The sequence below is a fragment of the Aeromicrobium sp. HA genome, assembly GCF_027171405.1.
Classification (GTDB): domain Bacteria; phylum Actinomycetota; class Actinomycetes; order Propionibacteriales; family Nocardioidaceae; genus Aeromicrobium; species Aeromicrobium tamlense.
In genome coordinates this window covers 724,689-743,599 of record NZ_CP114372.1, presented here as the reverse complement: position 1 = coordinate 743,599, position 18,911 = coordinate 724,689, and the positions used below count along the sequence as shown (strand labels likewise).

Annotated in this window: 21 protein-coding genes and 1 other RNA gene; 7 read left to right on the top strand and 15 right to left on the bottom strand. The window is 71.4% G+C overall.

Going from position 1 to position 18,911, the window contains the following annotated elements; all coding sequences use genetic code 11:
- Window positions 1-12 precede the first annotated feature (12 nt).
- Together O3S82_RS03610 and O3S82_RS03605 are read right to left on the bottom strand one after the other, a co-directional pair.
- Window positions 13-195, bottom strand: a complete 183-nt coding sequence (locus O3S82_RS03610) for a Flp family type IVb pilin (protein ID WP_218845863.1) — start codon at window positions 193-195, stop codon at window positions 13-15.
- 228 nt (window positions 196-423) lie between these two features.
- The gene (locus tag O3S82_RS03605; protein WP_269305580.1) at window positions 424-585 is read right to left on the bottom strand and encodes a Flp family type IVb pilin; all 162 of its coding nucleotides are present in this window, start codon (window positions 583-585) and stop codon (window positions 424-426) included.
- Window positions 586-745: 160 nt separating this feature from the next.
- Between O3S82_RS03605 and O3S82_RS03600 the strand changes: the two genes are divergently transcribed.
- The 3 genes from O3S82_RS03600 (at window position 746) to O3S82_RS03590 (ending at window position 3,272) form a co-directional block, all read left to right on the top strand.
- Window positions 746-1,879 carry a cation:proton antiporter gene (locus O3S82_RS03600; protein ID WP_269305578.1) on the top strand — a complete coding sequence of 378 codons (1,134 nt, stop codon included), beginning with the start codon at window positions 746-748 and terminating at the stop codon, window positions 1,877-1,879.
- A 31-nt stretch (window positions 1,880-1,910) separates the two neighbouring features.
- Window positions 1,911-2,894, top strand: coding sequence for an NYN domain-containing protein (locus O3S82_RS03595; RefSeq protein ID WP_269305576.1), 984 nt, complete (start codon window positions 1,911-1,913; stop codon window positions 2,892-2,894).
- Window positions 2,895-3,068: 174 nt separating this feature from the next.
- Window positions 3,069-3,272: a cold-shock protein gene (locus O3S82_RS03590; protein ID WP_179426048.1), complete on the top strand. Its 204-nt coding sequence runs from the start codon at window positions 3,069-3,071 to the stop codon at window positions 3,270-3,272.
- Between the two features lie 74 nt (window positions 3,273-3,346).
- Here the strand turns inward: O3S82_RS03590 and O3S82_RS03585 are convergent, their stop codons facing one another.
- Together O3S82_RS03585 and O3S82_RS03580 are read right to left on the bottom strand one after the other, a co-directional pair.
- Window positions 3,347-4,132 carry an MBL fold metallo-hydrolase gene (locus tag O3S82_RS03585; RefSeq protein WP_269305573.1) on the bottom strand — a complete coding sequence of 262 codons (786 nt, stop codon included), beginning with the start codon at window positions 4,130-4,132 and terminating at the stop codon, window positions 3,347-3,349.
- A gap of 4 nt (window positions 4,133-4,136) precedes the next feature.
- Window positions 4,137-4,538, bottom strand: coding sequence for a pyridoxamine 5'-phosphate oxidase family protein (locus O3S82_RS03580; RefSeq protein WP_179426052.1), 402 nt, complete (start codon window positions 4,536-4,538; stop codon window positions 4,137-4,139).
- A 64-nt stretch (window positions 4,539-4,602) separates the two neighbouring features.
- Here O3S82_RS03580 and O3S82_RS03575 point away from each other — a divergent pair, with 64 nt between their 5' ends.
- Window positions 4,603-5,682: an NADH:flavin oxidoreductase gene (locus O3S82_RS03575; protein WP_269305571.1), complete on the top strand. Its 1,080-nt coding sequence runs from the start codon at window positions 4,603-4,605 to the stop codon at window positions 5,680-5,682.
- A gap of 77 nt (window positions 5,683-5,759) precedes the next feature.
- Here O3S82_RS03575 and ssrA read toward each other — a convergent pair.
- From ssrA to ftsE, 6 genes are all read right to left on the bottom strand, one after another.
- Window positions 5,760-6,130: a transfer-messenger RNA gene (gene ssrA / locus O3S82_RS03570) on the bottom strand.
- A 70-nt stretch (window positions 6,131-6,200) separates the two neighbouring features.
- Complete coding sequence (locus O3S82_RS03565) at window positions 6,201-7,073, bottom strand: amidohydrolase family protein (RefSeq protein WP_269305570.1); 873 nt, start codon at window positions 7,071-7,073, stop codon at window positions 6,201-6,203.
- Complete coding sequence (smpB, locus tag O3S82_RS03560; protein WP_179426062.1) at window positions 7,070-7,543, bottom strand: SsrA-binding protein SmpB; 474 nt, start codon at window positions 7,541-7,543, stop codon at window positions 7,070-7,072. Before smpB ends, O3S82_RS03565 begins: the two co-directional genes overlap by 4 nt.
- A 50-nt stretch (window positions 7,544-7,593) precedes the next feature.
- Window positions 7,594-8,904, bottom strand: a complete 1,311-nt coding sequence (locus tag O3S82_RS03555) for a peptidoglycan DD-metalloendopeptidase family protein (RefSeq protein WP_269305567.1) — start codon at window positions 8,902-8,904, stop codon at window positions 7,594-7,596.
- 120 nt (window positions 8,905-9,024) lie between these two features.
- Window positions 9,025-9,939, bottom strand: coding sequence for a permease-like cell division protein FtsX (gene ftsX, locus O3S82_RS03550; protein ID WP_179426066.1), 915 nt, complete (start codon window positions 9,937-9,939; stop codon window positions 9,025-9,027).
- A 5-nt stretch (window positions 9,940-9,944) separates the two neighbouring features.
- Entirely contained in the window at window positions 9,945-10,634 is a 690-nt protein-coding gene (gene ftsE, locus O3S82_RS03545; protein WP_179426068.1) for a cell division ATP-binding protein FtsE, read from the bottom strand.
- Window positions 10,635-10,821: 187 nt separating this feature from the next.
- Between ftsE and cofG the strand changes: the two genes are divergently transcribed.
- Genes cofG through O3S82_RS03530 form a run of 3 tightly spaced genes read left to right on the top strand, consistent with a single transcriptional unit; the run spans window position 10,822 to window position 15,033 of the window.
- Window positions 10,822-13,017 carry a 7,8-didemethyl-8-hydroxy-5-deazariboflavin synthase CofG gene (gene cofG, locus O3S82_RS03540; RefSeq protein WP_269305563.1) on the top strand — a complete coding sequence of 732 codons (2,196 nt, stop codon included), beginning with the start codon at window positions 10,822-10,824 and terminating at the stop codon, window positions 13,015-13,017.
- On the top strand, window positions 13,014-14,453 hold the full coding sequence (locus O3S82_RS03535) for a flavin-containing monooxygenase (protein WP_269305561.1): 1,440 nt from the start codon (window positions 13,014-13,016) through the stop codon (window positions 14,451-14,453). Before cofG ends, O3S82_RS03535 begins: the two co-directional genes overlap by 4 nt.
- A complete protein-coding gene (locus tag O3S82_RS03530) occupies window positions 14,446-15,033 on the top strand; it encodes an NTP transferase domain-containing protein (protein WP_269305560.1) in 588 nt (195 codons plus the stop codon). The genes O3S82_RS03535 and O3S82_RS03530 overlap by 8 nt, the downstream gene beginning before the upstream one ends.
- 3 nt (window positions 15,034-15,036) lie before the next feature.
- Here the strand turns inward: O3S82_RS03530 and O3S82_RS03525 are convergent, their stop codons facing one another.
- The 5 genes from O3S82_RS03525 to prfB all read right to left on the bottom strand — a co-directional run bounded on the left by O3S82_RS03525 (window position 15,037) and on the right by prfB (window position 18,848).
- The gene (locus tag O3S82_RS03525; protein ID WP_179426076.1) at window positions 15,037-15,441 is read right to left on the bottom strand and encodes a hypothetical protein; all 405 of its coding nucleotides are present in this window, start codon (window positions 15,439-15,441) and stop codon (window positions 15,037-15,039) included.
- A gap of 99 nt (window positions 15,442-15,540) precedes the next feature.
- Window positions 15,541-15,936 (bottom strand): hypothetical protein, encoded by a 396-nt coding sequence (locus O3S82_RS03520; protein ID WP_269305558.1) that lies wholly within the window; start codon window positions 15,934-15,936, stop codon window positions 15,541-15,543.
- Window positions 15,937-16,108: 172 nt separating this feature from the next.
- On the bottom strand, window positions 16,109-17,050 hold the full coding sequence (gene cofD, locus O3S82_RS03515; RefSeq protein ID WP_269305556.1) for a 2-phospho-L-lactate transferase: 942 nt from the start codon (window positions 17,048-17,050) through the stop codon (window positions 16,109-16,111).
- Entirely contained in the window at window positions 17,050-17,727 is a 678-nt protein-coding gene (gene cofE, locus O3S82_RS03510; protein WP_269305554.1) for a coenzyme F420-0:L-glutamate ligase, read from the bottom strand. The genes cofD and cofE overlap by 1 nt, the downstream gene beginning before the upstream one ends.
- Window positions 17,728-17,735: 8 nt before the next feature.
- Window positions 17,736-18,848 (bottom strand): peptide chain release factor 2, encoded by a 1,113-nt coding sequence (prfB, locus tag O3S82_RS03505; protein WP_179426080.1) that lies wholly within the window; start codon window positions 18,846-18,848, stop codon window positions 17,736-17,738.
- Window positions 18,849-18,911: the final 63 nt, after the last annotated feature.

The window sequence follows — 18,911 nt, the reverse complement described above, 5'->3', positions numbered from 1 at the left end:
AACCGCTCGGACTCAGAGACCGAGCTGGCCGCCGAGGCCGTTCCAGAAGCCGGTGAGCTCGCCACCGAAGACGGCGATGGCGCCGACGATCGCGACGGCGATGCCGGCGATGATGAGCGCGTACTCGGTCGCGGTGGCGCCCTTCTCGTCACGCTCGGACAGGACGGCGGTCAGGAAGCTGAAGATCTGCAGCATGGGTTTTCTCCTCTGTGTGTCGTGGTGAGCTCGCATACTGCAAGTCACAGATCGAAAACTAGTGGGGCTGTATCGCATCGGTGTTGCTTTCTGAGAAACAAACACGCCGAAGTTCAGAAAATGGTTCTTTGGGACTACTGAGGCTCATGTGACTGATGTGATTTGTGTCTGGGACGGCAGGGCTAACTCGGATCAGCCGCATGGCCCGGATCAACCACGTCTCACTGGTCACAACAGGGCGGCGAAGCGCAGCCAGTTCGCGGCGAGCGAGTCGCCGAACATCACGATGATCGCGACGAGCATGATCGCCACGCCGCTGATCAACAGCGCGTACTCCGTGGCGCTCGCGCCACGCTCTCCCCGGCGCGGGGTGGGCTGCTGCTGGTGCATGGTCGTCTCCTGGGGATCGTCGCGCCCGTCCCCGAGACGTGGGCCGCTGTGACGCTTGGGGCTGAAGGTAGTCCACCCCCGACCCGGCCGCGCCGGTTTCACCGAGAAACCGCAGGCCTTTCCGGCCGCGCCCGCGGACGAACCGGCAGACAATCGAAGGATGGACTTCCAGACCCTCGCGCTCATCTGCGTGATCGGTCTGCTCGGGCCCCTGCTGGCGGTGCCGTCGACCTGGCGCATCCCCGTGGTGGTCGGCGAGCTGATCGGCGGGCTCGTCGTCGGCGCGAGTGGCGCCGGCTGGCTCGATCCCGGCGACGAGACGTTCACGTTCCTGGCCGAGCTCGGCTTCGCCATGACGATGTTCGTGGTCGGCACGCGGGTGCCGATCCCCGAGCGCGGACTGAGGTCGGCGCTCGTCGTCGGGGCGGGCCGGGCGGCGCTCGTCGGCGTCGCTGCGGCCGTGGCCGGCGCAACGCTGGCCTGGGCGTTCGACTCCCCTCACCCCGCGGTGTTCGCGGTCCTCATGGCCTCGTCGTCGGCAGCGCTGGCCATGCCGGTCCTCGAGGACGAGGAGTTCGACGGACCCCATCTCGTCCCGATGCTCACGCAGATCGCCGTTGCCGACGTGGCGTGCATCCTCGCGCTGCCGCTGGCCATCGCGCCGGACCGGGCCGCGGAGGCCGCGCTCGGCTCGCTGTTCGTCGTGGTGGCCGGGGTGGCCCTGTTCCTCGCCCTGCGCACGCTGGAGGCTCGCGGCATCTGGGAGGCCGTGCACGAGGAGAGCAAGGAGCGCCGGTTCGCCGTCGAACTGCGGTTCAGCCTCATCGTGCTGACCGCCATCGCGGCACTCGCGGTGGCCACGCACGTCACCGTGATGCTCGCCGGCTTCGTGTGCGGGCTCGCGATCGCCGCCGTCGGTCCCCCGCGGCGACTCGCACGCCAGCTGTTCGCCCTGGCGGACGGCTTCCTCGGCCCGGTGTTCTTCGTGTGGCTGGGCGCCTCCCTCGACCTCACGGGCCTGCTCGACGAGCCCGGACTGATCGCCCTCGGCGTCTGCCTCGGTCTCGGCGCGCTGCTCACCCACCTCGTCGTGCGGCTGACCGGGCTGCCCGTGCCGCTCACGGTGCTGACGGCCGGCCAGGTCGGGGTGCCCGTCGCCGCTGCCGCCATCGGCACGCAGACCGGCGAGCTCGAGGGTGGGCTGCCGGCGGCGCTGATCCTTGGGGCACTCCTCACCGTGGCGGCGGTGTCGGTCGCGGCGCGCTTCCTGCCCTCCCCGACCCCGGCGGACTGACCGTGCCCACCCCGACCGGCAGACTGGACCCATGAACAGCTCGAGCGACTCCGCCGTCGCCGTCTACCTGGACTTCGACAACATCGTCATCTCGCGGTACGACCAGGTGCACGGCAAGCAGTCCTTCTGGCGCGACCGCGACGCCGGCTTCGACGACGCCAGGCTCAAGGCGGCCGAGGTCGACGTCCACGCGATCCTCGACTACGCCTCCTCCTTCGGGCGGCTCGCACTGACGCGCGCCTACGCCGACTGGTCGATGCCGGTGAACACCCGCTACAAGAAGCAGCTCGTCGACCGCGCCATCGACCTCATCCAGCTCTTCCCCGCGTCGGGCTCGAAGAACGGCGCCGACATCCGGCTCGCCGTCGACGCGCTCGAGGACATGGCACGGATGCCGCAGGTCGGCACGGTCGTGCTGGCCGCGGGCGACTCCGACTACATCCCGCTGGCCCAGCGCCTGAAGCGGATGGGGCGCTACGTCGTGGCCGTCGGCGTCGCGGGCGCCACCAGCCGTTCGCTGGCCGCCGCGTGCGACGAGCTGCTCACGTACGACAGCCTGCCGGGTCTCTCGCAGGGCTCAGACGAGGTCGAGGAGACCGCGCCCCCGGCGAAGAAGGCCGCGAAGAAGACGGCCAGGAAGTCCACGAAGGCGGCTCCCGAGGCCGATCCCGAGGCCGATCCCGAGCCCGCTCAAACGCCCGCCGTCGCGCTCAAGCCGATCTTCGTGGCCGCCGCCCCCGACTCCGACGACGAGCAGGACGACGAGCGCGCGCTGGCGCGCCAGGCCACCCGCCTGCTGCTGCGGGCGATGCGCCTGCTGGGCGAGAAGGACTCGGACGACGAGTGGGTCCACTCGGGGACCGTGAAGAGCCAGATGAAGCGCATGGACTCCTCGTTCAACGAGAAGGACCTGGGATTCAAGTCGTTCACGGACTTCCTCAAGTCGCGCAAGTCCGCTGTCGAGGTCGACGAGTCCGGCCAGACGCGCAAGGTTCGGCTGCGACCCGGCCACTGAGATTGGCCCCGCGTGGGACTTATGCCCTAGACTGGACACGTTGCATGGCATGACTCAGCAGATTGATGGTCGAGCCTCTCTTCGAGGCTTATCGGTTTTCTCTTTGGTTGGTAGTGACGCGTGACATCCAGCCGCACGCGACTCACGAGTGCGCACAACTCCCAAGGAGACAACATGGCTACCGGAACTGTGAAGTGGTTCAACGCTGAGAAGGGCTTCGGCTTCATCGCCCCCGACGACGGCGGCGAGGACCTGTTCGCGCACTTCAGCGAGATCCAGGGCAACGGCTACCGTTCGCTCGAGGACAACCAGAAGGTCGAGTTCGAGGTGACGCAGGGCCAGAAGGGCCTGCAGGCCGCCAAGATCCGCGCGATCTGAGCTTTCGCAACGCGAGAACTCCCCGGAAAGCCCCCGCCACTGGCGGGGGCTTTCCGCTTTTCCGGGTCTCCCTGCTAGACGCGGAGGCGGTCACCGTCGCGCCCGACGGCGGCGCCGAGGGCCGCGAGCCGCTGCTCGACGTCGGGGTCGTTGTGGTGACTGAGGTGCACCGCAACGACCTGCGTCGCCGCGTCCACCACGCCGGCCGACCGCAACGCCTCGACCGCGTCCGCGAAGGTCGCGAGTCCCAGGTGCCGCTCCCCCGCCAGGTCGATCCGGTCGCCGAACGTCTGCTCCAGCAGCACCACGTCGAGCCGCCGCGCCCCGATCGCCTCCAAGGCGCCGGGCGCCCACGGCCCCGTGTCGCAGCCGTAGAGCAGGCTGCCGGCGGCGTCGACGCGGTAGAGCACGGCCTCCCCGAGGGCCTCGTGGGCCGCGGGCACCACGGTGATCCCGAACGGTCCCGCCTCGACCGCGTCGCCCGCCGTCACCTCGACGAGCCGCACCGCGGTCTGGCCGGGAGCGAGCCAGTCGCGGCACCGCGCGATCGCGGGCGCCGGTCCGAAGACCGTGAGTGGCCGCTCGCTGACCCAGCCGCGGTGCAGCAGGAACGCCGGGTCGAGGTGGTCGGAGTGCGCGTGCGACACGAGCACCGTGTCGACATCGACGAGGTCGACCCCGGCGCGCAGGGCCTGCCGCGCGGCCTCGGGACCGGGGTCGATCCAGAGCCGCCCGTCGACGAGCACGCTGGTGGGCGTCCGGAGCTCGCCGCGCTCGCCCATCGTCGTGCACGAGGCGCAGCGGCAGAACGGCGACGGCCACCCGTCGGCCGAGCCGGTGCCCAGCAGCAGGACCTCCACGGGCTCAGTCGTGCGCCGGCGCCTCGCCGCGCAGGCCGGGCGAGCACATGACCTTCTCGGGCGTGATCGCGATGACGACGCGGCGCGGGTTCTCCTTCGGCTGGCGGTAGCGCTGCGCGTAGAGCTGCTCGGCCAGGGTGATCGACTCGCGGTCGCGCAGGATCTCGGCGGTGCCGGCGATGCTCAGCCACTGCGGTCCGGCCACCTGGGCCACGGTGGCGCGCGGGTCTCGCTCGACGTTGCGCACCTTCTGGCTGCCGTCCATCGTGGTGATCCGCACGATGCCCTCGTGCACGGTGAAGCCCACCGCGACGACGTGGATCCGTCCGCCGGGTCCGATCGTGGACAGGGTCGCGAGGTGGCGATCGGTCAGGAAGTCGCCCTCGGGCAGCCAGACGTCGGTCATGGGTCCATCATCGCGGGCGGGCGCCCGCGCTCCCGCTCGGGTGCCGGATCGTAGGGTGAAGGACGTGTCGACCCCGAACCCCGCCGCGCCCCTCGAGCTCGCCCACGGTCCCGCCTGGCCGAACCGCTGGACGCTCGCTCCCCTGACGAACAAGCAGAGCCACGCCGACGGCACCCTGTCGGACGACGAGTACGAGTGGCTCGTCGCGCGGGCCCGCGGTGGCTTCGGCCTCGTGATGACCTGCGCCGCCTACGTCTCGCCCGAGGGCCAGGCCTGGAAGGGGCAGCTCGGCATCAGCGACGACCGGCACGACGCGGGCCTGCGACGGCTCGCCGACGGCATCCGCGAGCTCGGTGCCGTCTCCTCGATCCAACTGCACCACGGCGGCATGCGCGCGGACGCGTCGATCTCGGGCCACCCGCTCGTCGCGCCGTGGGACGACCCCGACCGCGGCGTCCACGCCCTCTCGACGAGCGACGTCCAGCGCGTCATCGACGACTTCGTGGCCGCCGCCGTCCGCGCCGAGAAGGCCGGGTTCGACGGCGTCGAGATCCACGGCGCCCACGGGTACGTGCTGTGCCAGTTCCTCGACGCGCGCAAGAACCACCGCACCGACGGGTACGGCGGCTCGCTCGAGGGTCGCAGCCGACCGCTGCGCGAGGTCCTGATCGGGATCCGCGCCGCCACCGGCGCGGACTTCCAGGTGGGCGTCCGGGTCTCACCGGAGGGCTACGGCATCACGGTCGCCGACTCGCGTGCCCTCGTCGAGCAGATCCTCGCGTCGGGCGACGCCGACTACGTCGACCTGTCGCTGTGGGACGTCGCGAAGGAGCCGCGCGACACCGCGGTGGACGGCCTGCTGATCGACCAGTACGTCGATCTGCCGCGTCACGGCACTCGCCTCGGCGTGGCCGGGAAGATCCTGGCGGCACAGGACGCCGACTGGTGCCTCGAGCGCGGTGCCGACTTCGTCACGGTGGGCACCGCAGCGATCATCCACCACGACCTCCCGCGCCTCGTGGCCACGACGCCCGGCTTCGTCAGCGAGCCGCAGCCCTTCAGCCGCGGCCGCCTCGAGCAGGAGCACCTCGGCCGCGACTTCATCGACTACCTCGCCGACGGCTGGGACGACTTCGTCGCCTGATCCCGGGAACGACACCCGGGAACGACTCAGGGCCACCCCGTGTGCGGGGTGGCCCTGTCGCGTTGACTCATGAGGGCTGGTGGAGCTGCCGGGAATCGAACCCGGGTCCTATGACGCTGAACCAAGACTTCTCCGGGTGCAGTTCGTCTGGCGCTTTTCTCGGCCCCGGTGCTCGGACGAACGCGTCACCGACAGGCTCAGTAGCGGAGAAGTCCCGATCTGACCTCGCTACGCGGTCAGACCAGCAAGTCCTCTAGATGAGATGGACGATCCGGGACGAGGACGCTCCCGGGTCCACCCTTCGCAGGTCGCTGTCAGGCAGCGAGGGCGAAGTCAGTGCGCTTGGAATCGGCACTTATGGGTTTGCAACGATCGTTTGAGAGATGACGTTGCCTTCTCTACCCGCTTCTCTTGGATCGAACGACCACAGTCGAAACCGATCAGCCCCTCTGAAATTGTCAATGCACCCATTCTAACCGGCTGCCGGTGCGAATTGTTCCCGTCGGGCTCGCGAGCGGTCAGTCGACGGGGCCGACGAGGTCGGCGCCGTTGTGCCACAGCACCGAGCGCATCCAGTCGTCGCCGAGGCCGAGACGGTCGAGGGCCTCGACCTGGTGCGCGTAGGGGTACGGGATGTTCGGGAAGTCGCTCCCGAAGACGATCCGGTCCTGCAGCGCCAACAGCCGCTTCGGGTCCACCGGCGGCGGGTCGTCGAAGAAGTCGACGAAGGTCATCGTCGTGTCCAGCCGCACGTTCGGGTACTGCTCGGCAAGGTCGCAGAACGCATCGACCTCGGGCATGCCGAGGTGGGCGATGACGAGCGGCAGCCGCGGGAAGCGCTCCAGCACGGCGGCCACGCCGCGCGGGCCCGTGTGCGGACCGGGCGCCGGCCCGGAGCCGGCGTGCAGCACGATCGGGACCTGCGCCTCCTCGAGCGCCGCCCAGACGGGGTCGAGCAACGGGTCGTCGGCGGCGAACTCCCCCACCTGCAGGTGGGCCTTGAAGATCCGCACGCCCGACGCGAGGGCGGCCGGGACGTACTCGGCCGCCTCGGGCTCGGGGAAGAACGTGGCCGACGGCACCGAGTCGGGCACCCGCTGGGCGAACCGGGCGAGCCACTCGTTCATGAACGGGGCGATGCCCGGCTTGTGCGCGTAGGACAGCGCGGTGAAACGCCTCACGCCGAGCGAGCGCAGCGTCTCGACGCGCTCCTCGTCGCTCGTGCGGTAGTGGATCGGCCACGCGCGGCCCAGCTTCGGGCCTGCGGAGTCGAAGTACGCCCAGACCTTCGCCAGCACCTGCGGCGCCATGAAGTGCACGTGGACGTCGACGATCCCCGGCACGCCCAGCCGCTCGAGGTACGCGGCGAGGTCGGCGTCCTGCCAGGTCATATGCCCTTGAGCCGGCGACCGACCTCGCGCTCGGCGTCGCGGGACGCCTGGCGCTCGGCGATGGCGTGGCGCTTGTCGAAGGCCTTCTTGCCGCGGGCGAGGGCGATCTCGACCTTGGCGCGGCCGTCCTTGAAGTACAGGCTCAGCGGGATGATCGTGAGGCCCTTGGACTGCGTGCGGTGCTCGATGCGCTCGATCTCGTGCCGGTTGAGCAGCAGCTTGCGGCGACGGCGCGTCTCGTGGTTGGTCCACGTGCCGTTGTCGTACTGCGGGATGTGCACCTGCAGCAGCCAGGCCTCGCCGCGGTCGATCTCACCGAACCCGTCGACGAGGGAGGCCCGGCCCTGGCGCAGCGACTTGACCTCCGTGCCGGTCAGCACCAGACCCGCCTCGAAGGTGTCCTCGATGTGATAGTCGTGCCGCGCCTTCTTGTTCTGCGCAATCAGCTTGCGACCGGTCTCCTTGGCCATTCGACCATTGTGTCAGGTCGGGCGAGCGTCAGCTGGGGGCGACCGGACGCTCAGAGCCAGTTCATCGGGTTCGTCGTCGACCCGTTGACCAGCACCATGAAGTGCAGGTGGCAGCCCGTGGAGTAGCCGGTGGAGCCGACGTAGCCGATGACCTCGCCACGCTTGACCTTCGCGCCACTGCTGCGGGCGAACCGCGACAGGTGGTTGTAGGTCGTGATGACGCTCTTGCCGCGCTTGACGCCGTTGTTGAGGATGACGCGGTTGCCGTAGCCGCCGTTGTAGTACTGCGACACGATCGTGCCGCCGGCGGCCGCGCGGATCGGGACGCCGCAGCCGACGCCGAAGTCGGTGCCGTCGTGCAGCTTGTAGACGCCGGTGATCGGGTGACGACGCATGCCGTAGGGCGAGGTGATCGGGCCGTTGACCGGGCGGCTCAGGGCGCCACCGGAGTCGCCGGTGGTGCCACCGCCGTCGCCGCCGCCTCCACCGCCGCCGCCCTTCTTCTCCCTCTCCTTGCGGGCGCGCTCGGCGGCCTCGAGCTCCTTGCGGACGATCTCGGCCATCTGGCTCTCGAGGCGACGACGGTCGGCCTCGAGCTCGGCCTGGAGGGCCAGGTCCTCGGCGAGGGTCGCGTCGGCGGTGCGCTTGGCACCGGCCCGAGCGGTGACCAGCTTCGCCACGGAGGCGGCCTGCGCCTCGGCCTGGGCGGTCAGCTCCTGCATCTGCACGACGACGGCCTCGGCCTGCTGCTTCTGCTTCGCCACCTGGTCGCGGAGCTCCTCGACCTTGTCGCGCTCGATGCCGAGCATGACCTCGGAGGCCGCGAGCTCCTGCATGACGGCGATCTGGGCGTCGCCGATCGAGGTCTTGGCGCTCATCTGCTCGGAGAACAGTCCGGGGTCGGAGCCGCGGAGGAGGTCGCCGAAGGCCTTCAGCCCGGCGTCGCCGGCCATGACGGACTCGACGGCGAAGGACTCCACGGCGCCGCGCGACTGACGCAGCTCCTTCTCGGCCCGCTCGAGGCGGGCCTCGGCGGCGGAGAGCTCGGCCTCCGCCTTGTCCAGGGCGGCGCGCAGGCGCGCGTCCTCGGCCTGGGCGACCGCGAGCCGGCCGCGCGTCTGCCCCAGCTGGGACTGCGCGTCGGCGAGCTTCGTGTTGGCGTTGATGAAGGCGAGCTTCGCGTCGCGGGCGGCCTTCGTGGACTCCTGGACGTCGTTCTTGGCGTCCTTGAGGCGCTTGTCGTTCTCGCGCTGCTCGCGCTTGACGTCGTCCTTCTCGTCACCGAAGGTGGGCGCGCTGAATCCGGCCACCAGCAGGGCGCTGAGGGCGAGGGCGAGCAGCGGCTTGCGCAATCTCGTCATGTGCCTCGAATCCGGGGAAGTGTCCGTCAGGACGGAATCGTGCGATGTGACTCGAGTGACTCTACGCCTCAGGTTGAGGGTTTGGTGGGCGCTCCGCGCCGCGCGTGTCGCCGCCGGACCTCAGACGTCGAGGTACTTGCGGGTCATCACGAACGTCGGCACGAGCGCGAGGAGCAGGGCGAGGACCGTGGTCATGCCCATGACCAGGAACGCGTCCTCCCAGCGCACCCACGTGGTGATCCGGCCGAGCGTGTCGCGCAGGTAGCCGTAGACGACGAAGTGCATGAACGCCGCGAGGCCACCCGCCGCGAGGGCCGCCGAGATGAACGCCGCGACGAGCGACTCGAGGACGAACGGCGCCTGGATGTGCCAGCTGGAGGCGCCGACGAGCCGCATGATGCCGATCTCGCGGCGCCGCGCGAAGGCCGTCATCCGGATCGTGTTGGAGACCTGCAGGATCGCCGCGATGATCAGCAGGCCCGCTGTCGCGAGCGCCGCCCACTGCATCTTGTCGAGCATCTCGAACAGCGGCCCGAGCAGGTCGCGGAGCGAGTTGACGTTGCCCACGCCGTCCATGCCCGAGACCTCGCTGACGACGCCGTCGAACTGCTGTGGGTCCTTCAGCGTGACGAAGTACGACTCGGGGAACGAGTCGACGCCGAGGGTCTCGAGCTGCTTGCGGCCCGTGTCGGTCTGGCCGAGGAGCTCACGCGCCTGGGCGTAGTTCTCCTGAGGGCTGCGGACGGTGAAGTCGCGCACCTCGGGGTTGTCGGTGAGGGCGTCCTGGACGGCCTGCTTCTGCTCGTCGGTGGCCGCACCGCCGACGCACGTGGCCGCCGGGGAGTTCTTGGTGCACAGGTTCACCTGCAGCTGCAGGCGGTCGCCGAAGTACTGCTCGGTGCGCTCGGCCTGGGCCTGGATCAGCAGGCCGAGGGAGGCCAGCAGCAGCGACACGCTCATCGTGACGATCAGCGAGATCGTCATGGAGGTGTTGCGGGTCAGGCTGGCGCGCAGCTCGTTGAGGATCGCTCGCATGGGTCTCAGTTCTCGTAGCCGTAGATGCCGCGGGCCTCGTCGCGCACGACGCGCCCCTCGTCGAGCTCGATGACGCGCTTGCGCATCTGGTCGACGATCGAGGAGTCGTGGGTGGCCATCAGGACGGTGGTGTCCTCGCGGTTGATCCGGTCGAGCAGCTTCATGATGCCGACGCTGGTGCTGGGATCGAGGTTGCCGGTGGGCTCGTCGGCGATGAGGATCATCGGCCGGTTGACGTAGGCCCGCGCGATGGCGACGCGCTGCTGCTCGCCACCGGAGAGCTCGTCGGGCCGGCGGTGGCCCTTGCCGTCGAGGCCGACCAGGTCGAGGGTCTCGGGGACGAGGCGCTTGATCTCCTCGCGCGGCTTGCCGATGACCTCGAGCGCGTACGCGACGTTCTCGAACACGGTCTTGTTCGGCAGCAGCCGGAAGTCCTGGAAGACGGTGCCCAGCTGACGGCGCAGCTTCGGCACCTTCCAGCTGGAGAGCTTGTTGATCTCCTTGCCCGCGACGTAGACGTGGCCCGAGGTCGGACGGGCCTCACGCAGGATCAGGCGCAGGAAGGTCGACTTGCCGGAGCCGGAGGCGCCCACGAGGAAGACGAACTCGCCCTTCGTGATCTCCAGGTCGAGCCGGTCGAGGGCGGCGCGCTTCTGGCCGGGGTAGGTCTTGGTGACCTTGTCGAAGCGAATCACCCGATTGAGTGTAGGTGTGTGACCTGAGGAAACCCGGCAGCCGCCGGGCCCGTTTCCCGTGAGGAGTGCCTCACTGCGGATGCGCCCTCGAACGCGGGGCAGGGCCGTCCGAGGGGCGTTCCTCCGGCGCGACCTGCCGTGGTCGCGGCGGCTAGGGTGAGAGCGAGTCAGCACGCCGGGAGTTCACATGAGTCTGCATGCAGTCGAGGCCGCCGCCTCGATGCTCTCGGCTCGGGGCACCGACCTGGAGGAGCTCGTCCGCGAGGCCGGACGAATCCGCGACGAGGGCCTCTCCCGCGCCGGCCGGCCCGGCGTCATCACGTGGTCGCGCAAGGTGTTCGTGCCCGTCACCACGCTGTGCCGCGACCGCTGCCACTACTGCGTCTTCGTCGACACCCCCGCCAAGCTCGAGCGCAAGGGCATCGCGCCGTACCTCTCCGAGGACCACGTGCTCGCGATCGCCCACCAAGGAGCGGCGCTCGGCTGCAAGGAGGCGCTGCTGACCCTCGGCGACCGTCCCGAGGACCGCTGGGACGTCGCGCGCGAGTGGCTCGACGCGCACGGCTTCGCGTCCACGCTCGACTACGTCGGCCACCTGGCCCGGCGGATCACCGCCGAGACGGGCCTGCTGGCGCACCTCAACCCCGGCGTCATGACCGCCGAGGAGCTGCGGGTCCTGCGCCCCACCGCCCCGTCGATGGGGATGATGCTCGAGACCACCAGTCACCGGCTGTTCGCCGAGCCCGGCCAGGCGCACTTCGGCTCCCCCGACAAGGACCCGGCGCTGCGGCTGCAGGTGCTCGAGGACGCCGGCCGCCAGCGCATTCCGTTCACCACCGGCATCCTCGTGGGGATCGGCGAGACGGTCGAGGAGCGCTTCGACTCGATCCTCGCGCTGCGCGACCTGTCGGACCGCCACGGCAACGTGCAGGAGGTGATCGTGCAGAACTTCCGCGCCAAGCCCGCCACCGCGATGCAGGGCGTCGCCGACGCCGAGACCGATGCCTACATCGCCGCCGTCGCCACCGCGCGCATCGTGCTGGGCCCCGACGCCCGCATCCAGGCGCCTCCGAACCTCTCCGATCCCGCCGAGCTCTCCCTCCTCGTCGCGGCCGGCATCGACGACTGGGGCGGCGTCAGCCCGCTCACCGCCGACCACGTGAACCCCGAGCGCCCGTGGCCCCAGGTCGACCAGCTGGCCGAGCTCACCCGCGCCGCCGGGTTCGAGCTGCGCGAGCGCCTCACCGTGCACGCGCACTACATCCGCGACCGCGACACGTGGATCGACCCCGCTCTGCACGACGCCGTGCTCGCGCTCGCCGACGACGACGGCCTGGCCCGGGGAAGCGCTGGCAGTGACGTTCCCGGGGCGGAATCGGCCGAGACGCCCCGCAGACGTCACGCCCAGCGGGTGCGGATCGAGGACGACCCGGCCGGGCTCTCCGACGACGAGTACGTCCGGCTGATGACCTCCACCGGTCGCGACCTCGATCGGCTCGCCGGGCTGGCCGACGAGCTGCGGCGCTCGGTCGCCGGGGCCACCGTCTCGCTGGTGCAGAACCGCAACCTCGGGTCCGACCGGGTCACCGACCCCGACCTCGTCGCGCAGGTCGCGGCCGACGCCGTCGACCTGGGGGCCACCGAGCTGTGCATCCAGGGCACCGCGCCGGCCGGCACGCCGGACGACGTCTACGAGCAGATGCTGCGCGCCGCCCGCTCCGCCGCGCCGGGCCTGCACCTGCACGCCTTCCGCCCTGCCGACGTCATCGACGGCGCGCGCCGTACGGGCCGCACGGTGGCCGAGCAGTACGCCGCGCTGGCCGCCGCCGGCGTCGACACCGTGCCCGGCACGGGCGTGAAGGTCCTCGACGAGGAGCACCGCGCCCGGCACTTCCCCGCCGACCTGCCGGTCGACGACTGGGAGCAGGCGATCCGCGCGGCCCACGGGCTCGGCCTACGGTCCACCTCGGTGCTGTTCTACGGTCACGGCGAGTCGCCCCTGCAGCGCGTGCGCCACCTGCGCCGCCTCCGCGCGATCCAGTCCGACACCGGAGGCTTCAACGAGCTCGTGCCGATGGCCTTCCCCGGCGGCGACCACGACGAAGACCAGCACCGCGCCGTGCACGCCGTGGCCCGGCTCCTGCTGCACGGCAGCATCAGCCACGTGCAGGCCGCCTGGACGCGTCTGGGCGTCGACGGCGCCACGGTCGTCCTGCGTTCGGGCGCCGACGACCTCGGCGGCACCCTGTACGACGGCCGGGTCCTGCCCGAGGACGGTGTCGAGTTCGGCCGCGAGCTCACCGTCGAGGCCGCCGAGCGCATCGCCCGCTCCCTCGGCCGCCAGCTGCGCCTGCGCACCACCACCTACGGCGTCGCGCGATGACCCGCGTCCGCGTCGCGGTCGTCGGCGCCGGCTTCGCCGGGGTCGCCATGGCCCGCCGTCTCGCCGCAGCAGGCGAGTCGTTCGTCGTGCTCGAACGACGTCCGGGCATCGGCGGCACGTGGCACGACAACCGCTACCCCGGCGTCGCCTGCGACGTGCCCGCGCACCTGTACGGCTACTCCGACATCGCCCACCCGGGCTTCAGCCGGGTGTTCGCGCCCGGCGCCGAGATCCGCGAGTACCTCGAGGACGCCGCCGCTCCCGTCGCCGACCGCATCATGCTGTCCACGCGGCTCGACGACGCGCGGTGGGACGGCACCCACTGGCAGCTCGCCACCTCGCGTGGCGCGCTCGAGGCCGAGGTCCTCGTGATGGCTGCGGGCCGACTCACCGAGCCGCGCCTGCCCGACGTGCCGGGCACCTTCGACGGCCCCGTCGTGCACACGGCGCGCTGGGACGACGAGCTCGACCTCGAGGGCCTGCGGGTCGCCGTCGTCGGCACCGGCGCCTCCGGTGTCCAAGTGGTCCCCGAGCTCGCGCGGCGTGCCGAGTCCGTCGTGGTGCTGCAGCGCAGCGCGCCGTACATCCTGCCCAAGGGCGATCGCGCGTATGCCGACGCCGAGATCACCCTGTTCGAGCAGCAGCCCGAGCGGCTCGCCGACCTGCGTGGCGCGCTCATGCGCGAGACCGAGGAGGTCTTCGACCAGCGCGCCGGGGACGGCCGGGCCGAGGCGCGCGCCCGGGCCCTCGGCCACCTCGCCGACCAGGTGCCCGACCCCGTCCTGCGTGCGGCATTGACGCCCGACCACGAGTTCGGCTGCAAGCGCGTCCTGTTCAGCGACGACTACTTCGCCGCCCTGCGACTCCCCCACGTGCGGCTCGTCCCCGGCGCCCTGACCGGCTACGAGCCCGGCGCCGTGCTGGCGGCCGACGGCTCGCGCCACGAGGTCGACGTCGTCGTCACGGCCACGGGGTTCCACAGCACGCGCCAGCCCTACGCCGAGCTCGTCACCGGGCGCGACGGGATCTCGCTCGACCAGTACTGGTCACAGGGCATGCGCGCCTACGCCTCCACCGCGGTGCACGGATTCCCCAACCTGTTCGTGCTCGACGGCCCCAACGCCACGCTCGCCCACAACTCGGCCGTGCTGATGATCGAGGCCCAGGCCGACTACGCCATGTCCGCGATCCCGTGGACCGCGCACGGCCCGCTCGAGGTGTCGGTGGAGGCCGAGCAGGCCTACATCGACGAGATCCAGGGGCGCAGCGGCGTGTGGACCTCGGGCTGCAGAAACTGGTACGTCGACGAGCAGTCGGGCCGCCAGGTGCTGCTGTGGCCGGGCAAGGCCCAGGAGTTCCGCGACCGCTTCGGGTACTTCGAGCCCGAGCCGTTCGGACTGGCGCACCTCGACCCCTCGGAGTCCGCGGGTGCCTGACCGGCGGGGTGCCTGGACGGTCGTGATCCCGGTGAAGCCCCCGCACCTGGGCAAGTCCCGTCTCGACCTGCCCGGGATCGACCGGGTCGAGCTCGCCCGCGCGATCGCCCTCGACACGATCGAGGCGGCCGCCGAAGTGGCCCGGGTCGTCGTCGTCACGGCCGACCCGATGATCGGCGCTCCCGGCGTGGAGGTCGTACTGGAGCCCGAGCCGCGCGGCATCGCCGCCGCCGTCACCGACGGCCTGGCGGTCGCAGCCCACGGACGTCGGGCCGTGCTGCTCGGCGACCTGCCGGGCCTGCGTCCCGACGACCTCGCGCTCGCGCTGGAGCTGGCCGAGGACGTCCGGCTCGGAGCCGTGCCCGACGAGGAGCGTCAGGGCACCACGCTGGTCAGCGCGCGCGAGGGCGACCTGCCGGCCGCGTTCGGGCCGGGGTCGTGGCAGCGCCACCGCGAGGCCGGCTTCGTCGAGCTGCCCGTCCCCGTCTCGTCCACGATGCGCCGTGACGTCGACCGGGCCGACCACCTCGTCGGCACCCTCGGCCCGCGCACCTCGGCAGTGCTGCGGCGCGTGGTCTGAGGGTCAGTTCCTGCTGAAGACGGGGCCCGTGCCCTCGGGCACCAGCCGGCCACCGTCCACGGTGAGCGCCGCGGGCAGCTCGGCCGGCGGGTCCTCGTCGTCACCGCAGTGGACCACCCCGCGCTCGTCGGGCGTCAGCAGCACCTGGCCTCCGCGCAGGTCCCAGCGACCGGGCATCTCCGAGCACGTGTCGGTGATGACGTAGGTGTCGTCGTCCAGGAGCGTGAGGATGAGCCGGCGGCCGGTCTCGGGCACCGGCTGGGAGACCCAGGCACCCAGCACGGGCAGCGTGTCCTCGGGCTCACCGACGCCCGCCGACGAGGTCTGCGCGGGGTAGCCCTCGGGCGTCTCGCCCGCACAGCCGGCCAGCACGAGGACCGCCAGGACGAGGGCCGACAGGGTGCGCATGGCCACAAGGTAGACCCGGCCCGCGCCGCGGTCAGCACCTCTGAGGGATGGATTTCAGGCTGGAATGCGAGCATCCTTCACAGCAGTCGCTCTGGCCCCTCAGTCCTTCGTGAAGGTCGGCCCGACGCCCTGAGGAACGAGCTGGTCGCCGTCCACCGTGAGGGCCGGCGGCAGCTCCACCGGCGCGCCCACGTCCTCGCCGCACTGGGTCCCGCCGTCGTCGGGCGTCAGCACGACCTCGCCTCCCGTCAGCTCCCAGCGCCCGGTCAGCTCGAGGCACTCGTTCTCGGCGACGTAGGTGTTGTCGTCGGAGAGCGTGAGGATGACGGTCTGGCCCGACTCGAGCGGCTCGGACGTCCAGCGGCCCAGCACGGGCAACGTGTCCTCCGGCTGCTCCTCCCCCGGCGAGGTGCCCGGGTCCGATGCGGGGTCGGAGCCGGCCGAGCACCCGGTCAGCAGGGCGAGCGCGAGCAGGAGTGCAGCGAGGAGGCGCATGCGCCCACGCTAGCGACCGCCCTGAGACTGGTCGATGCGCGCGGTGGGCGGTGAGTCCTCAACCCTTCCCGTTTGGGGGCGGTGGGTGGTCAACCGCTCAGGGGGTCCATTCGGTTGACAGCTCACCGCCTCTCTGCGGGAGGGGTTGAGGACTCACCGCCACCCCGGCGCGTCAGGGGCGGAGGGCGGCGCGGGCGAGGGTGGCGGACCTCTCGGGGTCGGTCATCCAGAGCGGCTCGACGCGCACGTCCCAGCCCTCGGCCTCGAGCCCGGGGGCGAGCGCGGCATCCTCCTCGGCCACGAGCCAGGTGTCGAGCACGCCGCCCTCGGCGCGGCGTCCGTAGTGGCGCGCCACGGCGTCGGCCGCGGTCTCCACGCCGATCGCGGCGAGGCAGGCGTCGGCCATCCCGCGCACGACCTTGCCGCCGATGATCGGCGAGACGCCCACGACCCGGCGCGCGCGGCCCAGCGCCTCGCGCACGCCCGGCACCGCGAGGATCGGGCCGATCGACACGACGGGGTTCGACGGCGCGAGCACGACGACGTCGGCCTCCTCGATCGCCTCGACCACCCCGGGCGCGGGACGGGCGTCGGCGATCCCGGGGCTCTCGAACGCGGTCGCCCGCAGGGAGGCCCGGTGCCGCGTCCACCACTCCTGGAAGTGCATCCGGGTGCCGTCCTCCACGACCACGTGGGTGTCGACCTCGGTGTCGGTCATGGGCAGCAGCCGCACGCCGATCGGCCACCGCGCGCCCAGCCGCTCGGCGACCTGCGACGGAGCCAGCCCGTCGCGCAGCCAGCCCGTGCGAGCCAGGTGGGTGCCGAGGTCGAGGTCGCCGAGGGTGAACCACGGCCAGCCGGCGCCCCACGCCTGGAGCTCGGCGCTGACGCGTTCGCTCTCCCCCGCCCGGCCCCAGCCGCGCTCGGTGTCGTTCACGCCGGCCAGCGCGTAGAGGATCGAGTCGATGTCGGGCTGCAGGCGCACGCCGGAGAGCCACAGGTCGTCGCCCGTGTTGACCACGACCGTGATCTCGTCGGCGTCCTCGACCGCGCCGCGCAGGCCCTTGACGAAGCGGGCGCCGCCGACCCCGCCGGCCAGCACGGTGACGCGCATCAGCCGCCCGTCCGGAAGAGGTCGTCCTCGAGCGGACGCAGGATGCTGCGCGCGCCCGGCAGGTCGAGGTCGCCCACGAGGTCGGACCGACCGCGCACGACCGCGACCGGCACGTGTCCGTCCTTGGGCTTGACCAGCTCGGCCGCCGAGCACAGCTCGTCGCCGACGCACGGCAGGGTGACGGCCAGCGGCCGGCCGTCGGCGTCCCGGTCGGGCCGCTCGAACAGCCGCACACCAGCGGCACCGATCGCGACGTCGGTCTGACCCAGCCGCCACGGTCGGCCCAGGGTGTCCGAGACCAGCACGCCGACGTACGTCTCGCGCCGCAGGTCCTCGGCGAGGGCCCGCGCCGAGGCGTCGGGGTCCTCGGGCAGCAGCAGCACCTGACCCTCGGGCACGTTGCTCGCGTCGATGCCCGCGGCGGCCGCGACGATGCCGAGGCGGTTCTCGACGATCCGCACCGGACCCCGTTCGGCCACCACGCGCACCGTCTCGGCGGCGATCGCGGCCTCGCGGTCAGCCGCGGGGACGAAGCGCCCCTCGGCCTTGCTGACGACCTTCGAGGTCACCACGACGATGTCGCCGTCCTGCAGCTCCGCGTGCTCGCGGATCAGGGCGGCGAGGTCGTCGCCGGGACGGATCTCGGGCAGCCCGGAGATCCCGAGGACGGTCAGCATCGGGACGGTCAGGCCGCGGTGGACTGGTTCCGGCGCCAGCGGATGCCGGCCTCGATGAAGTCGTCGATCTCGCCGTCGAGGACCGCCTGGGTGTTGCCGGTCTCGTACTCGGTGCGCAGGTCCTTGACCAGCTGGTACGGGTTGAGCACGTAGTTGCGCATCTGGTCGCCCCAGGACGCCTGCACGTCGCCGCGGAGCTCGTCGAGGTGGGCGCGCTCCTCGGCCTTCTTCAGCGCGAGCAGCTTCGCCTTCAGGATCACCATCGCGCTGGCCTTGTTCTGCAGCTGGCTCTTCTCGTTCTGGCAGCTGACGACCACGCCGGTGGGGATGTGGGTCAGGCGCACCGCCGAGTCGGTGGTGTTGACGCTCTGGCCGCCGGGGCCGCTGGAGCGGTAGACGTCGACGCGCACCTCGTCCTCGGGGATCTCGATGTTGTCGGTCTCCTCGAGCACCGGGACGACCTCGACCGCGGCGAACGAGGTCTGGCGGCGGCCCTGGTTGTCGAACGGGCTGATGCGCACGAGGCGGTGGGTGCCGGCCTCGACCGACAGCGTGCCGTAGGCGTAGGGAGCCCGGATCGCGAAGGTCGTGGACTTGAGCCCCGCCTCCTCGGCGTAGCTGGTGTCGTAGATCTCGACCGGGTACTTGTGGCGCTCGGACCAGCGGATGTACATGCGCTGGAGCATCTCGGCGAAGTCCGCGGCGTCGACGCCGCCGGCGCCGGAGCGGATCGTCACGAGGGCCTCGCGCTCGTCGTACTCGCCCGAGAGCAGCGTGCGCACCTCGAGGCTGTCGATGGAGTTGGCCAGGCGGTTGACCTCGGCCTCGGCCTCGGCGAGGGAGTCGGCGTCGCCCTCCTCGGCACCGAGCTCGAGCAGGACCTCGACGTCCTCGAGCCGCTGGCGCAGGTTGGAGACGCGCTCGCTCTCGGCCTGGAGCGCCGACAGCCGCCCGGTGACGCGCTGGGCGTTGGCCTGGTCGTCCCAGAGGTCGGGGGCGCCCACCTGCTCCTGGAGGTCGGCGATCTCGGCCTCCATCTTGGGCAGGTCGAGCACGCGCTCGATCGACGTCAGCGTCGCGCCGAGCTGTTTGATCCGGTCGTTCAGGTCCGTGGTGGCCACCTGTCGAGGTTACCGCTGCGGGCGAAGCACGGTGTCCTCGACCGCCGTCGCGGGCCGTCGTTC

What these genes read in the sequence shown, in the direction of transcription:
- O3S82_RS03590 (WP_179426048.1), top strand. Translation starts at nt 3,069, where the DNA reads ATGGCTACCGGAACTGTGAAGTGGTTCAACGCTGAGAAGGGCTTCGGC.
- O3S82_RS03525 (WP_179426076.1), bottom strand. Translation starts at nt 15,441, where the DNA reads ATGCGCACCCTGTCGGCCCTCGTCCTGGCGGTCCTCGTGCTGGCCGGC.
- smpB (WP_179426062.1), bottom strand. Translation starts at nt 7,543, where the DNA reads ATGGCCAAGGAGACCGGTCGCAAGCTGATTGCGCAGAACAAGAAGGCG.
- O3S82_RS03600 (WP_269305578.1), top strand. Translation starts at nt 746, where the DNA reads ATGGACTTCCAGACCCTCGCGCTCATCTGCGTGATCGGTCTGCTCGGG.
- O3S82_RS03580 (WP_179426052.1), bottom strand. Translation starts at nt 4,538, where the DNA reads ATGACCGACGTCTGGCTGCCCGAGGGCGACTTCCTGACCGATCGCCAC.
- O3S82_RS03565 (WP_269305570.1), bottom strand. Translation starts at nt 7,073, where the DNA reads ATGACCTGGCAGGACGCCGACCTCGCCGCGTACCTCGAGCGGCTGGGC.
- O3S82_RS03610 (WP_218845863.1), bottom strand. Translation starts at nt 195, where the DNA reads ATGCTGCAGATCTTCAGCTTCCTGACCGCCGTCCTGTCCGAGCGTGAC.
- O3S82_RS03595 (WP_269305576.1), top strand. Translation starts at nt 1,911, where the DNA reads ATGAACAGCTCGAGCGACTCCGCCGTCGCCGTCTACCTGGACTTCGAC.
- O3S82_RS03605 (WP_269305580.1), bottom strand. Translation starts at nt 585, where the DNA reads ATGCACCAGCAGCAGCCCACCCCGCGCCGGGGAGAGCGTGGCGCGAGC.
- O3S82_RS03520 (WP_269305558.1), bottom strand. Translation starts at nt 15,936, where the DNA reads ATGCGCCTCCTCGCTGCACTCCTGCTCGCGCTCGCCCTGCTGACCGGG.
- cofE (WP_269305554.1), bottom strand. Translation starts at nt 17,727, where the DNA reads ATGCTGACCGTCCTCGGGATCTCCGGGCTGCCCGAGATCCGTCCCGGC.
- O3S82_RS03535 (WP_269305561.1), top strand. Translation starts at nt 13,014, where the DNA reads ATGACCCGCGTCCGCGTCGCGGTCGTCGGCGCCGGCTTCGCCGGGGTC.
- O3S82_RS03555 (WP_269305567.1), bottom strand. Translation starts at nt 8,904, where the DNA reads ATGACGAGATTGCGCAAGCCGCTGCTCGCCCTCGCCCTCAGCGCCCTG.
- cofG (WP_269305563.1), top strand. Translation starts at nt 10,822, where the DNA reads ATGAGTCTGCATGCAGTCGAGGCCGCCGCCTCGATGCTCTCGGCTCGG.
- cofD (WP_269305556.1), bottom strand. Translation starts at nt 17,050, where the DNA reads ATGCGCGTCACCGTGCTGGCCGGCGGGGTCGGCGGCGCCCGCTTCGTC.
- ftsX (WP_179426066.1), bottom strand. Translation starts at nt 9,939, where the DNA reads ATGCGAGCGATCCTCAACGAGCTGCGCGCCAGCCTGACCCGCAACACC.